This window comes from Rhizobium oryzihabitans (assembly GCF_010669145.1).
Classification (GTDB): Bacteria; Pseudomonadota; Alphaproteobacteria; order Rhizobiales; family Rhizobiaceae; genus Agrobacterium; species Agrobacterium oryzihabitans.
This window is the reverse complement of record NZ_CP048632.1, coordinates 2,929,239-2,943,033: the sequence shown is the minus strand read 5'-3', so window position 1 is coordinate 2,943,033 and position 13,795 is coordinate 2,929,239. Positions and strand designations below refer to the sequence as shown.

Genomic DNA, 13,795 nt, shown 5'->3' with positions numbered 1-13,795 from the left:
TGCCAAGTTTGCAGCCGGTTTATATGCATGGATAAGCATAGATTAAAACTTTCACCATATGCTTGAATTAGAATAATCTAATTAAATCAAAGCATGATATTCCGGTGAAGACGCGGCCCTTGTCTTTATGTCCCGTTTGTATTATAGCGCCCGCACCCGTGTAGACACCCTTGGAGGCAACGCGGGCGGGATGGCTTCAAAGCCTCTCCAGTTCAGGCCGCTCTGTTTGGCGTGAACTCTCCATATAACCTCGAAAGGAATTGCCATGAGCAAAGAATCGTATGAGCTCAAGGCCGAGGCGCGCGAACGAGTTGGTAAGGGGTCCTCTCGTGAACTTCGCCGCAACGGTTTGATTCCCGCTGTCATCTATGGTGACAAGCAGGCCCCCATTTCCATCGCCCTGTCGACCAACGAAGTCACCAAGCGTATCCACGCCGGCGGTTTCATGACGACGGTTGCGATCATTGACGTCGACGGCAAGAAGATCAAGGTTCTCCCGAAGGACTACCAGCTTGATCCGGTCCGCGACTTCACCATGCATGTCGACTTCCTGCGCGTTTCGGGCAACACGCTCGTCAACGTTGAAGTTCCGGTTCACTTCGTCAACGAAGAAAAGTCGGACATCAAGATCGGCGGCGTTCTGAACATCGTTCGCCACACGGTGGAATTCCACTGCCCGGCCAACGACATTCCGGAGTTCATCACGGTTGATCTCGCTGGTCTGAAGATCGGCGACAACGTTCACATTTCGAATGTGAAGCTGCCGAAGAACATCACGCCTGTCATCGCTGACCGTGACTTCACGATCGCAACGATCGTCGCTCCGGCTGGCGGCGTTGCAGAAGAAACGACCGAAGAAGCTTCCGAGGAATAATCGGCGGCCGCAAGGCCCGACAGCTTTGAATATTGAAGCCCGTTCCGTTTTCGGAACGGGCTTTTTAGTTTTTATGAACTTTAAAGACAGAAACCCTTCTGCCCCGCACATGATGCCGGGCCTGTTTCAGCGTCGATTAACAATTCCATGAAACGATGACCCTGCGTTTTCGTAAAACCACCGGACGGGTGGAAAAACGGGACGCAGTAATTCAGGGGCAAAGGGTAACTGCAGTCGAACATGGCTCATTCCGTCGAAAGCCGCTTCATCGCGATTGTTTCCGGCGCACTTCTTACAGTGGTCGCTCCGCTATTCACGCTTTTGCTCACGCTCTCCTATCATGAGGCCGTTCGCAGCCAGCGTAATCATCTTGAAATCCTGCTGTCGACAAATTCTCAGGCGCTTGCCCGTCCCCTATGGGATCTCGACGACGACACGATAAACCAGATCACCGGAACCCTCGTTTCCGACCCCATGATCAAGATGGTCGAGGTCAAGGATACCTCCGGCCAGCTCGATATCGTCCAGACAGCCGGCAGCGACATCATTCAGGATGCCTCTTCGACGATACGCGAAGTGACCTACAAGACCACGAAGGGGTCCGTTACGGTCGGGCAACTGACGATCTATTATGACGACGTCAGCCTGCTGACCTCTCTCAGCCGCACCGAATTGTCCTTCATCACGATTTTCATCCTCGCCATTGTCACCATGGTTCTTGCGGCCATCGCCGGCAACCGTTTCATGGTCATCCGCCCGCTGATGCGACTCACGGCCGCCATAGAGGCGACACGACGTCTAGGCTCGCGCCACCATGTCGACTGGCGGTCCAAGGACGAGATCGGTCGGCTGGCCAAAAGCTTCAACGAGATGCAGACCCAGCTCGAAAAGGAAGAGCTGGAGATCAAGAACGCCCATGAGCGGAAAACCGAAATCTACAACCGCACGCCCGCCATGCTGTTCTCGCTCGACAGGCACGACCGGATTGCCGCCGTCAGCGACTACTGGGTGCAGGCGACCGGTTACGACCGGGCGAAAATACTCGGCCTGAATTTCGTCGATCTCATCCACCCGGATGATCGCCCCCTGTTCCAGAGGCGCAAGGCAGCCCAGCAGTCGCCGGACGCGCCGCATACGGGCATCACTGTTCGCTTCCATTGCATGGATGGCGATGCCATGGACGCCCTCATCCTCGAAAAAGCCCTCGATTCCGGCGATGCCACGCAGCAGAGCACCTGCCTCTGCGTCATGACGGATGTGACCGAACTGCGCCAGTCGGAGAAACGTAACCGTCAGCAGGCCATTTCCGATCATCTGACCGGTCTTTTCAATCGCCAGGGCTTCGAGGCAATTCTCGACCTGCAGATCCGCGACGCGGACAAAAACGGCAGCGAACTGGCGTGCCTGTTCATCGACCTCGACCGGTTCAAGGCGATCAACGACAATCTCGGTCATGCGGCGGGCGATGCGGTACTCCGCGAATTCACGATGAAACTCGAACCCCTGCTGACGCCGCTGGACAGCGCGTCACGTCTGGGCGGCGATGAATTCGCCATTCTGCTTGCCGGCGACAAGGTGGAAGAGCGCGCCCTGCAATTCTGCGAGCGCATCTGCACCATGCTGGACACGCCCTTCGAGATCGAAAACAACAGCATCCGTCTCAGCGCCAGCATCGGCATGGCGATTTACCCTCTGCACGCCTCCAGTGCCTCCGAACTGCTGCAGAATGCCGACATGGCCATGTATAGCCGCAAAAGAACGGGCAGGAACGGCTCACAGATTTTCGACAGTTCGATCATGGACCGGGCGCGCGAACATGCGGAGCTGGAACGGGATATCGCGCAGGCGCTTTCCGAAAACTGGTTCGAGGCGTATTTCCAGCCTATTCAGGATCTTGCAAGCGGCAGGACGGCCGGCTTCGAGGCGCTTTTGCGTCTCAACCACCCGGAAAAAGGTCTGCTCTCCCCCGCCGCCATCATCAGCCTTGCGGAAGAAAACGGCACCATCAATCGCATCGGCAATGTCATCCTCGATCAGTCGATTGCCAATCTTGCCAGGTTGTCGCTCCTGCCCGGCATGGAGCACACCTATGTGGCGGTGAATTTTTCGCCGCTGCAGTTCGAACCGGGATTGCCGACGCGGATCGCCGGCGTGCTGCATCGACACGGCATTCTTCCCAAACGGCTGGTCATCGAGATAACCGAAGCCGTCATCATGAAGGACGACCCGCAAATCCGGGCGATCCTCAACGCCATTCATCAGCTAGGCTGCCGCATCGCGCTGGACGATTTCGGCACGGGTTATTCCTCGCTCAGCTATCTCAGCCGTTTTCCGGTCGATATAGTCAAGATCGACCAGTCCTTCACCCGCTCCATCTGCGACGACGCGATTGAGATAAGGCAGCGCAACCGCATGCTGGTCGAGGGCATTGCCGCCATTTCCCACAAGATGAACTGCGCAGTCATTGCCGAGGGCGTCGAGACGGCAGAGCAGAAGGAACTTCTGACGGAGATCGGTGCGGATTACGGACAGGGCTATCTCTTTGCACGCCCGCAACCCATCGAAAGAGTGATGGACGCATTGGACGCGGCTTCGGAAGCAAGCCGCCCCGTAGCGCGGCAAGCGTGAGCCGGTGGGAGCGATGATGGGATTGATCCGCTTTTGTCTGGTCTTTCTTGCTTTCGCCAATCCGGCCTGTGCGGCCAAGCTTTTCCTGACGACCGAGGTCTACCCGCCCTACAATCTGCAGGCGAGCGATGGCAGCGTACGTGGCGTCTATATAGAACAGCTCAAGATCGTGCTTGAGGAAACCGGCACCGATTACGAGGTCACCGTCATGCCCTGGGCGCGGGCAATCGCCATGGCGACGATGCAGCCCATGCATTGCGTCTTCGCCACGGCAAGAACCGCCGAACGCGAAAAGCTCTTCAAATGGGTCTCGCCGATCCACAGCGACCGCAACATTCTTGTGGCGCGTCGCGAGGCGAATATCGATGTTTCAAGCCTTGAGGACGCCAAGAAATACCGGGTCGGCACCCAGCGCGGCGACTATACCGAAGCCCTTCTGGAAAGGCTCGGTTTCCCGCAGGTGGATGTCGGTGCGGACTTCCAGATCACGCTTCACAAGCTGAGAGCAGGAAGAATCGACCTGATGCCCATGTCGGAGAGCACCTTCAAAAGCCTGCCCGCCGACACATTCAAGGAAGTGATAACCTTCACGCGGCAACAGCTGGGTCTTGCCTGCAACAAAAGCGTGCCCGACGCGGTCATTGCGAAATTGCAGGCCCGGCTGGACAGGCTGATCGCCGATGGAACACAACAGCGCATATTCGACCGCTACAAACTCGTCAGCCCCTGAACACCTTTCAGTGTCTCCATAAACTCATAAAATGATTGACAGCCGACGGATTTCGGGGTGGTGACAACAGCATCGTCAGGCAAAACGCGGACATGCTCCATGAAGATCATCGCAGGACTCGGTAATCCCGGCTCGCAATATGCGGGAAACCGCCACAACATCGGTTTCATGGCCGTCGATGCGCTACAGCGCCTGCCCTCCTTCTCGCCCTGGGCGAGAAAGTTCAAGGCGGAGATTTCCGAAGGCGAGATCGGCGGCGAGAAAGTTCTGCTGATGAAGCCGCTCACCTATATGAACCTTTCCGGCGAATCCGTCGGCGAAGCCATGCGCTTCTTCAAGCTCGCCCCGGCGGACATCATCGCCATCCATGACGAACTCGATCTCCCCGCCGGCCGCGCGCGCATCAAGACGGGCGGCGGCCATGGCGGTCATAACGGCCTGAAGTCGCTCGATGCCCATTGCGGCAAGGAATACCGCCGTCTGCGTCTCGGCATTGGCCATCCCGGCGACAAGGAGCGCGTGCATGGCCATGTGCTCGGCGATTTTGCCAAGTCCGACCGGGTCTGGCTGGAGCCGCTGCTGGACGCCATTGCCGACAATGCCGCCATGCTGGTGAAATCAGAGGATTCGCAGCTAATGAACAAGCTGGCGCTTGCCACCGGCAGCAAGCCGGAAGCTGAAAAACCGGCAAAAGCTGCCAAGCCCGCCGCGCAATCCCACATCCATCAGGCACGCAATAGCGCCCAGCCGAAAAAGCTGCCGGAAACCGGACCCATGGCCGAAATGCTGAAGCGGATGTTCGGCAAGAAGGACTAGATCGCGCATGTCCTCAGCAACCATCACCCTGCGCGAGGCGGACTCCGCCGATCTGCCCGGCTTGCTTGAACTTTACCAGGCGCTCAATCCATCCGACCCGCAACTGACGGCACAAGAGGCAAGAACCGCTTTCAACGCAATGCTCGGCCAACCTGGCCTTACCGTGTTTCTGGCAACGGAGGGCGGAGAACCCGTCGCGACGGCCACGCTTCTGGTGGTTCCAAACCTGACGCGCTCCGCCCGCCCCTATGCCCTCATCGAAAATGTGGTGACATTGGCGAGCCATCGCGGCCGGGGATATGGCCGCGCGGTTGTACGCCATGCCATCGAGGTGGCCTTTGCCGCAAATTGCTACAAGGTAATGCTGCTGACTGGCCGCCAGCGTCCCGAGGTTCAGGCCTTTTACGAAAGCTGCGGCTTTGTGCAGAACAAGACGGGCTTTCAGGTGCGGCGGGACTAGGCCGTAGCACTGCATATTAATTGACCTGCAATTGCTCCTCACTCCCTCATTCCTGTGCTTGTCACAGGAATCCAGTCGACGCACGTCTGTGCGGCGGGGCGACTCTTTTCAGCCCAAAGACTTGGGCTGGCTGGATTCCTGTGACAAGCACAGGAATGAGGAGCGGCCGGGAGTGCGGTGAACAGGGAACACATCAGCCTGCCGCTGCGCCATAAAAGAGCTCACTCCTCCGGCTCCGTGGTGAACATCAGCGGAAACCCGGCTTCCTTGCCAAGATCGGTCGCCTCCTTGGCCTTGGTCTCGGCAATATCGCGTTCGCAGACCACGACGACCGCGCTGCCGAAACGATGCGCCGTCATCATCACGCGATGGCCGGTGTCCTCGCTCATGCGGAACACGGCCTTCAGCACCACGGTCACGAATTCGCGTGGCGTATAATCGTCATTCAGCAGGATGACCTTGTAAAGTTTCGGCCGTTCCAGCTTGGGTTTGACTTTCGGTTTCGGTTTGAGATCGACAGGACTGTCACTCATCATTGTCGCCCGTGATTGTCACTCAATTGTAGCCCATGGGGAAAATCCCCGTTGATGACGAAAGATCGGTTGCTCGACCGATACATATTGCGCCGCAACCGCAGCATCGACAACCCCGGCGCCGCATCCGCGCGAAATTCCGCACCATTCGCAGGGCTTTGCCCGCCCAAATCGGCCCGCGGGCTTGACCTTGCCCGGCCCTTTCCGCAAAAGGCTCCTCAACGAATTCTTTCAAACGGACAGGTTTCAAGCCATGGGCTTCAAATGCGGTATCGTTGGATTGCCAAATGTCGGCAAGTCCACCCTCTTCAACGCGCTGACGAAAACGGCGGCCGCACAGGCCGCCAACTATCCCTTCTGCACCATCGAGCCCAACACCGGCGAAGTGGCCGTGCCGGACCCGCGCATGCAGCAGCTTGCAGCCATCGCCGGATCGAAGGAAATCATTCCGACCCGCATTTCCTTCGTGGACATTGCCGGCCTGGTGCGCGGCGCATCGAAGGGTGAAGGTCTCGGCAACAAGTTCCTGGCCAATATCCGCGAAGTCGATGCTGTCGTGCACGTGCTGCGCTGCTTCGAAGACGACGATATCACCCACGTGGAAGGCCGCATCAATCCGGTCGGCGATGCCGACACGATCGAGACGGAGCTGATGCTCGCCGACCTTGAAAGCCTGGAACGCCGCGTCGAGCAGACCCGCAAGCGCGCCAGCAGCAAGGACAAGGAATCCCTCGCCCAGCTGCCTGTCATGGAAGCCGTCATCGCGCTGCTCAACGACGGAAAGCCGGCACGCCTGCTTTTGAAGACGCTGGCGGCCGAGGAGATCGAAATCCTCAAAGGCCTCAACCTTCTGACGTCGCACCCGGTGCTTTATGTCTGCAACGTCTCGGAAGCCGACGCATCGTCCGGCAACGAGCACACTGAGGCCGTCGCGGCGATGGCAAAGGAACAGGGCGCGGAATGCGTGATCATCTCGGCGGCGATCGAGGCCGAAGTCGCGCAGCTTCCTGCCGATGAAGCCGAAGAATTCCTCTCGGCGCTGGGGCTTACCGAAGCAGGTCTCGACCGGCTGATCCGCGCCGGCTATCACCTGCTTGACCTCATCACCTATTTCACCGTCGGCCCGAAGGAAACCCGCGCCTGGACGATCGTCCGCGGCACCAAGGCTCCCGCCGCCGCCGGCGTCATCCATACCGATTTCGAACGCGGCTTCATCCGCGCCTTCACCATCGGCTTTGACGACTACATCGCCTACAAGGGCGAAGTCGGCGCCAAGGAAGCCGGCAAGGGGCGCGACGAAGGCAAGGAATATGTCGTTCAGGACGGCGACGTCATCCATTTCCGCTTCAATACCTGATCTGTTCTGGAACCATTTGCTTTGCTCCGCCGAATTTAATCTTGCCATTCGGCGGAGCGGAGAAAGTCTGGATCGCCTCTGGAGAGTGGCGTTTGAAAACCTGTCCCCAAATCCCGCGTCTTCCTCGGGCTTGACCCGAGGATCCATACCTCTTGTAGCGGGTATGCCATGGATCCTCGCCTCAAGGGCGAGGATGACGGCGGAGGGGTATAGGCTCTGCGCCACACAGTCCCATACAACGCGGCATCTGCCCTCATCAGAATATCCTCACCCTAGATTTGACCTTTACGTAAAGGGAAAAATCATTTTAGATGCCGGCGATATTGACTGTACGAAGGGAGGAAACCATGGCGCCGGTCGCGACATATGCCTATGAGGATTTTTCCGCCGGGCGGGAATTTCCGCTTGGACCGCAATCACTTTCCGCAGAGCAGATCATCGCTTTTGCCAGCGAGTTCGACCCCCAGCCCATGCATCTTTCCGAAGAGGCGGGCCGGCAGAGCATTCTCGGCGGACTGGCGGCTTCCGGCTGGCACACCTGCAGCCTGCTGATGCGGATGATGGCAGACAGCTACATCACCGATTCCACCTCGCAGGGCAGCCCCGGTATCGATTATGTCGATTGGAAGAAGCCGGTTCTGGCGGGCGACACGCTTTCTGGAAAATCCATCGTGCTGGAGCAGCGGCCTTCGGGCTCACGGCCCGGCATCGGCCTCGTAAAATTCCGCCACGAGCTTTATAACCAGCGCGGCGTTCTCGTGTCACACGGCGAAAACACCGTGATGTTCCGCATGCGCGCGGATGGAGGCGTTACAGCATGAGACTGGCAGAACTCTCCCCCATCGGCGAACGCGTCACCCTCGACACGCTGCATTTTTCCGCCGAAGACATTATCCGTTTCGCCCGCGATTTCGATCCGCAGCCCTTCCACCTCGATGCGGAAGCTGCAAAGAACAGCGTTTTCGGCGCGCTATGCGCCTCCGGCTGGCACACCGGCGCGGGCTGGATGAAATGTTTTCTTTCCCATTGGGCGAAAGAGGTCAAAAGACTGAAACAACAGGGTCTTGAACCGCCGAAACTTGGCCCCTCCCCGGGTTTTCGCGAACTCAAATGGAAGAAACCGGTCTTTGCCGGTGACAACGTGACCTATTTCGTCACCCTGCTCGATGCCCGCCCGCTGGAATCAAGGGCTGGTGTCTGGCTGAACACCACCTTCAATGAAGGCGTAAACCAGTCGGGCCAAACCGTGATGACCTTCCAGAGCGGAGTTCTGGAGTTCGAATAAACCCACCGGGGCAAAATGGCTGCTGCCGATTGCCCCGGACCGACCCCTGAGCGTTTTCCCGATCCGAAAAAAAGCGAGAACGCTCTAAGGCGTGCGGGGCGTTACCCCCCTCTGCCCTGTCGGGCATCTCCCCCTCAAGGGGGGGATCGATATGCGGCGACGTTTCGCCCATCTCAGCCTTTGCGAATGAAGTGGTGGAAGAGCGTCTTGCCGATCTCCCCCTTGAGGGGGAGATGCCCGGCAGGGCAGAGGGGGGTAGCGCCCCCACACGCCTCAATGCCCCGAAAATTCCACCAGTGTCCGCACCTCGACACCGAGGTCTTCCAGCTTCTTGCGCCCACCAAGATCGGGCAGATCGATGACGAAGCAGGCGGAGACGATTTCCGCACCCATCTGCCGCAACAGCTTCACCGCGCCTTCGGCAGTGCCGCCGGTCGCGATCAGATCATCGACAAGAATGACCTTCTCGCCGGGCTGCACGGCGTCCACATGCATTTCCATCTCATCCACGCCGTATTCAAGGCTGTAGGCCACGCGCACGGTGGTGTGCGGCAGCTTGCCCTTCTTGCGGATCGGCACGAAACCGGCCGAAAGCTGATGCGCCACCGCTCCGCCCAGAATGAAGCCGCGCGCTTCCATGCCGGCGATTTTGTCGATCTTCGTGCCCGCATAGGGCTGCACAAGCTCGTCCACCGCCCGGCGGAAAGCGCGCGGATTGCCGAGCAGCGTCGTGATGTCCCGGAAGATGATGCCCGGCTTCGGATAGTCGGGAATGGAGCGGATGGCAGCGGAAAGCTCCGAAGCGATAACGGTCATGGTATTTCCAGTTACAATGGGAAATGGATCAGAAGGTTCGGGGCACCCTATCAACTTGACGGCTGCGGACCAACTAAAAAGGACCGACGACCGTCAGCGCGCGACGTCGCTGGCAGATATCGGGATGCGGATCACCGTCATGACATCCCTCAACACATGAAAAGGCCCCCAGGGCAAGACCATGGGGGCCAGTGATTGCAGCCATTTAAAACCGGCTCAATGTTCCTTGCGGGCGTAGACCGATTTCTTGGTGAGATAGATCAGCGCCGTGAAGATGAACAGGAACACCATGACCATGAAGCCGGTGCGCTTGCGCTGTTCCAGATGCGGCTCTGCGGCCCACATCAGGAATGCCGACACGTCCTTGGAATATTGATCCACGGTCTGCGGCGCGCCGTCATCATAGGTAACCTGATCGGCACTGATAGGCGGCGCCATCTTCAGCGCCACGGCGCTGACGAAATACGGGTTGAAATGCGTGCCTTCCGACACTTCAACGCCGGCAGGTGCATCCTGATATCCGGTCAGCAGCGCATGGATGTAATCCGGGCCGCCTTCCTGATAACCGCCGATAATGGGGATCATGTCGATGATGAATTGCGGGAACCCGCGTTCAACACCGCGTGCCTTGGCAAGCAGCGACATGTCGGGCGGAGCCGCCCCGCCATTGGCGGCGGCTGCCGCCTCATGGTTCGGGAACGGCGAGGGGAAATGATCGGAAGGCACGGCCTTGCGATTATACATTTCGCCTTCGGCATTCGGCCCGTCCTGCACTTCATATTCAGCGGCGAAAGCCTTCACCTGCTCTTCCGAATAACCGAGATCCCCGAGCGTGCGGAAAGAAACAAGGCTCATCGAATGGCAGGCGGAGCAGACTTCCTTGTAGACCTTGAGGCCACGCTGCAGCTGGCCCTTGTCGTATTTGCCGAAAGGTCCGGCAAAGGACCAGCTCTGCTCCTCGGGCTTGATGACCGGGAAGTGACCGCCGGCAATCGCGTGTTCCGTCTTGGTGGCGAGATCATGGCTCTCCTCCGCCGCAAAAGCGGCGGCGGAACAGCCAATGGCGGCGATAAGCGCGATGCTCGTGAGAAGCGTCTTCATTGTCGTCATCCTTCCTTCGCGCTCAGATCTGGGCGGCCGCTGGCGCGGCACCCTTCTTGGCGGCGTTCTTTTCAAGAACGGCCTCGGTAATCGAATTCGGAATACGCCGCGGCGTTTCGACCAGACCGAGGATCGGCATGATGACGAGGAAGAAGCCGAAATAGTAGAGCGTGCCGATCTGCGACATGACGACATAGAGGCCTTCCGCAGGGCGCGAACCCAGCCAGCCGAGCAGGATGGCGTTGACCACGAACAGCCAGAAGAACATCTTGTACCAGGGACGATAGACGGCGGAGCGAACCTTCGACGTATCGAGCCAGGGCAGGAAGAACAGCACGATGATCGCGCCGAACATCACGAGAACGCCACCGAGCTTGGAATCAATCGGCCCGATATTGAAGGTGATGGCGCGCAGCATCGCGTAGAACGGCAGATAATACCATTCCGGCACGATATGCGCCGGCGTCTTCAGCGGGTCCGCCATGATGTAGTTATCAGGGTGGCCGAGGAAGTTCGGCATGTAGAAGATGAACCACGCATAGGCGATCAGGAACACCGAAACACCGAGCGCATCCTTCAGCGTCGCATAGGGCGTGAAGGGAACCGTGTCGGTCTTGCTCTTCACTTCCACACCGGTCGGGTTGGTCTGGCCGGTCACATGCAGCGCCCAGATGTGCAGGATGACGACACCCGCGATCATGAAGGGCAGCAGGTAATGCAGCGCAAAGAAGCGGTTGAGCGTCGGATTGTCCACCGCAAAGCCACCGAGCAGGAACTGCTGGATCCATTCACCCACGAGCGGGAAAGCCGTGAAGAAGCCGGTGATGACGGTGGCGCCCCAGAAGGACATCTGGCCCCAGGGCAGAACGTAGCCCATGAAGCCCGTCGCCATCATCAAAAGATAGATCACGCAGCCGAGAATCCAGAGGATTTCGCGCGGCGCCTTGTAGGAGCCGTAATAGAGGCCACGGGCGATGTGCAGGTAAACCGCGATGAAGAAGAAGGACGCACCGTTGGCATGCATGTAGCGCAGCAGCCAGCCATGGTTGACGTCACGCATGATCTTTTCGACGGAATTGAAGGCAACCGTCGTTTCCGCAGCGTAATGCATGGCAAGCACGACGCCGGTGAGGATCTGCACGATCAGCATCACCGAAAGCATCGCACCGAAGGTATAGGCGTAGTTCAGGTTACGCGGGACAGGATAGGCAACGAAGCTGTCATAGATCAAGCGCGGCAAGGGAAGCCGCGAATCGATCCACCTCTCGATGCCGGTGGACGGCTGATAACTGGAATGGCCACTCATGAATATCTGTCCCCTTATCCGATCTTGATCACGGTATCGGATGTGAATGCAAATGTCGGGATGGCGAGGTTCTGCGGCGCCGGACCCTTACGTATGCGGCCCGCCGTATCGTAGTGCGAGCCATGGCAGGGACAGAACCACCCGCCGAAATCGCCGGCCTGGCCGAGCGGAACACAACCGAGATGGGTGCAGGAACCGACCATGACGATCCAGTTCTCCTTGCCCTGACCGGCGGAACGGTCGATATCCGTCGCCTGCGCGTCTGCGGCGATATTGGCATTGCGTGCCACCGGATCCTTGAGATCGCCAAGAGCGACGGCCTTGGCTTCCTCAATTTCCTTTTCCGTGCGGTTGCGGATGAAGATCGGCTTGCCGCGCCACTTGACGGTGAGCGACATGCCCGGCTCGACCGCCGCGACATCCACCTCGATGGAGGCAAGCGCCAGCGTCGATGCGTCTGGGCGCATCTGGTCGATGAAAGGCCATGCGACTGCAGCGGCACCAACGGCGCCCGCCATTCCGGTTACTAGATATAGAAAATCGCGACGGGTCGGTTCACCCGAGGCGTCGTGATTGGTTACGTGCTCGCTCACCGCTACACCATCCTCTGCGCTGTTTTTGCCGTAAATCGCATGAGTCCTCCCGCTATGATTTGATCCAGGACAAACTCCGTCCCATCGTCCTGGACACAACTGCGGCGTAAAGAAACCGCGTCATTCTGTTTGATCGCAAAATATTGACTGACTTGGCAAGAGCAAAGCACACAAAGCTGCCGTAATTCTGCCTGAGGGACCCGATTTGTTTCTCATTTTTTCATAAGGCTTGGCAGGCGGGCAACATTGTGCGCACCCCGGCGCCGTGTTAGGAGACGCGAAGGGAGAGCTTGGAAAGCAGGGATTCGGATGACGGCGAAGCTCGCTTGCATGGTCTCCACCGTGGTGGCTGCCGTTCTTTTTATCGCCAGCCTGCGTTATGTGACCGATTTCTGGCTTTTAGCCTTCGTCACAAGTTTCCAGCTTCACATCGCCATTGTCTGTATCCTCCTGTCGTGCCTGATATTCTGGCTCACGCGCGACGTGATTTCGGCTGTTCTGGTGGTCTGGTCGCTTGCGCTCGCCATCCATGCCATCGCCATGCTCATGGAATTTTCCACCTCCGCCACCGCTGCACCCGGGGCGAGACCATTCCGGCTGTTGTCATTCAACGTGCTGATGAATAACGCCGCCAATGCGGATGCGATTGCCGATACCATTCTCGAATCAGGTGCGGATGCAGTATATCTGTTCGAGGCAACGGCACTGCAATCGGTTCTGTCGCGCCTGCAGCAAACCTACCCGTACAGGCTTGGCTGCTTTGCCGGGACGCCGACCTGCGACCTCTTGATTCTGTCAAAGCGGCCCTTGCTGGAAGGCCGTTTCCACAGCCTCAGCGATCTGCGCCGCGACCGGTTCGCCATCGCCAGCATCGATTTCGACGGCACGGAACTGACGCTCGCCGCCGGACATATCACCAAACCCTATTTCGACGATTATCACCGCGACGAACTGGACGAAATCAGCGAGATTCTGTTTCGCGTCACCGGGCCGCTCATTCTGGCCGGAGACTTCAATTCGGCAAGCATCGCCCCCGACATGCGTGATTTTCTTGCCGCCAACGACTTGAAGAAAGCCGCCTGGGAGCCTGCCACATGGCCAACCAAAGCAGGCCACTTCGGCATCGCCATCGACCATATCTTCGCCCGCGAGCCCGCGACGCTGATGAAAACCACCCGCCTGCCCAACCGCCTCGGCTCCAATCACTATGGGCTGGTGGCGGATTTCATGATTGGCGGGTAGCTCCGGACATGAAACGGCGGCCCGAAGGCCGCCGTCCATAGCCATCACAGCAGG

General features: G+C 58.6%; 14 protein-coding genes. 9 read left to right on the top strand and 5 right to left on the bottom strand.

Annotation, left to right across the window (positions count from 1 at the left end; all coding sequences use genetic code 11):
* The first annotated feature begins 265 nt into the window (after nucleotides 1-265).
* The 5 genes from G3A56_RS14825 to G3A56_RS14805 all read left to right on the top strand — a co-directional run bounded on the left by G3A56_RS14825 (nucleotide 266) and on the right by G3A56_RS14805 (nucleotide 5,508).
* Nucleotides 266-874 carry a 50S ribosomal protein L25/general stress protein Ctc gene (locus G3A56_RS14825; protein ID WP_004430287.1) on the top strand — a complete coding sequence of 203 codons (609 nt, stop codon included), beginning with the start codon at nucleotides 266-268 and terminating at the stop codon, nucleotides 872-874.
* A gap of 240 nt (nucleotides 875-1,114) precedes the next feature.
* On the top strand, nucleotides 1,115-3,502 hold the full coding sequence (locus G3A56_RS14820; RefSeq protein ID WP_082182716.1) for a putative bifunctional diguanylate cyclase/phosphodiesterase: 2,388 nt from the start codon (nucleotides 1,115-1,117) through the stop codon (nucleotides 3,500-3,502).
* A gap of 16 nt (nucleotides 3,503-3,518) precedes the next feature.
* Nucleotides 3,519-4,232 (top strand): substrate-binding periplasmic protein, encoded by a 714-nt coding sequence (locus G3A56_RS14815; protein ID WP_082184482.1) that lies wholly within the window; start codon nucleotides 3,519-3,521, stop codon nucleotides 4,230-4,232.
* A 99-nt stretch (nucleotides 4,233-4,331) separates the two neighbouring features.
* Nucleotides 4,332-5,048 carry an aminoacyl-tRNA hydrolase gene (pth, locus tag G3A56_RS14810; protein WP_003494636.1) on the top strand — a complete coding sequence of 239 codons (717 nt, stop codon included), beginning with the start codon at nucleotides 4,332-4,334 and terminating at the stop codon, nucleotides 5,046-5,048.
* Between the two features lie 7 nt (nucleotides 5,049-5,055).
* Nucleotides 5,056-5,508, top strand: a complete 453-nt coding sequence (locus tag G3A56_RS14805; protein ID WP_082182717.1) for a GNAT family N-acetyltransferase — start codon at nucleotides 5,056-5,058, stop codon at nucleotides 5,506-5,508.
* Nucleotides 5,509-5,729: 221 nt separating this feature from the next.
* Here the strand turns inward: G3A56_RS14805 and clpS are convergent, their stop codons facing one another.
* On the bottom strand, nucleotides 5,730-6,041 hold the full coding sequence (gene clpS / locus G3A56_RS14800; RefSeq protein ID WP_035242132.1) for an ATP-dependent Clp protease adapter ClpS: 312 nt from the start codon (nucleotides 6,039-6,041) through the stop codon (nucleotides 5,730-5,732).
* A 253-nt stretch (nucleotides 6,042-6,294) separates the two neighbouring features.
* Between clpS and ychF the strand changes: the two genes are divergently transcribed.
* The 3 genes from ychF (at nucleotide 6,295) to G3A56_RS14785 (ending at nucleotide 8,683) form a co-directional block, all read left to right on the top strand.
* Nucleotides 6,295-7,398, top strand: a complete 1,104-nt coding sequence (gene ychF / locus G3A56_RS14795) for a redox-regulated ATPase YchF (RefSeq protein ID WP_082184483.1) — start codon at nucleotides 6,295-6,297, stop codon at nucleotides 7,396-7,398.
* Nucleotides 7,399-7,745: 347 nt separating this feature from the next.
* Nucleotides 7,746-8,219 (top strand): MaoC family dehydratase, encoded by a 474-nt coding sequence (locus G3A56_RS14790; RefSeq protein WP_003494628.1) that lies wholly within the window; start codon nucleotides 7,746-7,748, stop codon nucleotides 8,217-8,219.
* Complete coding sequence (locus G3A56_RS14785) at nucleotides 8,216-8,683, top strand: MaoC family dehydratase (protein WP_082182718.1); 468 nt, start codon at nucleotides 8,216-8,218, stop codon at nucleotides 8,681-8,683. The genes G3A56_RS14790 and G3A56_RS14785 overlap by 4 nt, the downstream gene beginning before the upstream one ends.
* A gap of 273 nt (nucleotides 8,684-8,956) precedes the next feature.
* Here G3A56_RS14785 and G3A56_RS14780 read toward each other — a convergent pair whose 3' ends face one another.
* The 4 genes from G3A56_RS14780 to petA form a co-directional block, all read right to left on the bottom strand.
* On the bottom strand, nucleotides 8,957-9,499 hold the full coding sequence (locus G3A56_RS14780) for an adenine phosphoribosyltransferase (RefSeq protein ID WP_003494623.1): 543 nt from the start codon (nucleotides 9,497-9,499) through the stop codon (nucleotides 8,957-8,959).
* A gap of 216 nt (nucleotides 9,500-9,715) precedes the next feature.
* Nucleotides 9,716-10,600, bottom strand: a complete 885-nt coding sequence (locus G3A56_RS14775) for a cytochrome c1 (protein WP_035220199.1) — start codon at nucleotides 10,598-10,600, stop codon at nucleotides 9,716-9,718.
* Nucleotides 10,601-10,622: 22 nt separating this feature from the next.
* Complete coding sequence (locus G3A56_RS14770; RefSeq protein WP_035220197.1) at nucleotides 10,623-11,906, bottom strand: cytochrome b; 1,284 nt, start codon at nucleotides 11,904-11,906, stop codon at nucleotides 10,623-10,625.
* Between the two features lie 14 nt (nucleotides 11,907-11,920).
* Nucleotides 11,921-12,499 carry a ubiquinol-cytochrome c reductase iron-sulfur subunit gene (gene petA, locus G3A56_RS14765; protein WP_035220195.1) on the bottom strand — a complete coding sequence of 193 codons (579 nt, stop codon included), beginning with the start codon at nucleotides 12,497-12,499 and terminating at the stop codon, nucleotides 11,921-11,923.
* 309 nt (nucleotides 12,500-12,808) lie between these two features.
* Here petA and G3A56_RS14760 point away from each other — a divergent pair, with 309 nt between their 5' ends.
* A complete protein-coding gene (locus G3A56_RS14760; protein WP_082182719.1) occupies nucleotides 12,809-13,741 on the top strand; it encodes an endonuclease/exonuclease/phosphatase family protein in 933 nt (310 codons plus the stop codon).
* Nucleotides 13,742-13,795 lie beyond the last annotated feature (54 nt).

Coding starts and splice junctions, on each gene's coding strand:
- G3A56_RS14825 (WP_004430287.1), top strand. CDS start 266: ATGAGCAAAGAATCGTATGAGCTCAAGGCCGAGGCGCGCGAACGAGTT.
- G3A56_RS14820 (WP_082182716.1), top strand. CDS start 1,115: ATGGCTCATTCCGTCGAAAGCCGCTTCATCGCGATTGTTTCCGGCGCA.
- G3A56_RS14815 (WP_082184482.1), top strand. CDS start 3,519: ATGGGATTGATCCGCTTTTGTCTGGTCTTTCTTGCTTTCGCCAATCCG.
- pth (WP_003494636.1), top strand. CDS start 4,332: ATGAAGATCATCGCAGGACTCGGTAATCCCGGCTCGCAATATGCGGGA.
- G3A56_RS14805 (WP_082182717.1), top strand. CDS start 5,056: ATGTCCTCAGCAACCATCACCCTGCGCGAGGCGGACTCCGCCGATCTG.
- clpS (WP_035242132.1), bottom strand. CDS start 6,041: ATGAGTGACAGTCCTGTCGATCTCAAACCGAAACCGAAAGTCAAACCC.
- ychF (WP_082184483.1), top strand. CDS start 6,295: ATGGGCTTCAAATGCGGTATCGTTGGATTGCCAAATGTCGGCAAGTCC.
- G3A56_RS14790 (WP_003494628.1), top strand. CDS start 7,746: ATGGCGCCGGTCGCGACATATGCCTATGAGGATTTTTCCGCCGGGCGG.
- G3A56_RS14785 (WP_082182718.1), top strand. CDS start 8,216: ATGAGACTGGCAGAACTCTCCCCCATCGGCGAACGCGTCACCCTCGAC.
- G3A56_RS14780 (WP_003494623.1), bottom strand. CDS start 9,499: ATGACCGTTATCGCTTCGGAGCTTTCCGCTGCCATCCGCTCCATTCCC.
- G3A56_RS14775 (WP_035220199.1), bottom strand. CDS start 10,600: ATGAAGACGCTTCTCACGAGCATCGCGCTTATCGCCGCCATTGGCTGT.
- G3A56_RS14770 (WP_035220197.1), bottom strand. CDS start 11,906: ATGAGTGGCCATTCCAGTTATCAGCCGTCCACCGGCATCGAGAGGTGG.
- G3A56_RS14760 (WP_082182719.1), top strand. CDS start 12,809: ATGACGGCGAAGCTCGCTTGCATGGTCTCCACCGTGGTGGCTGCCGTT.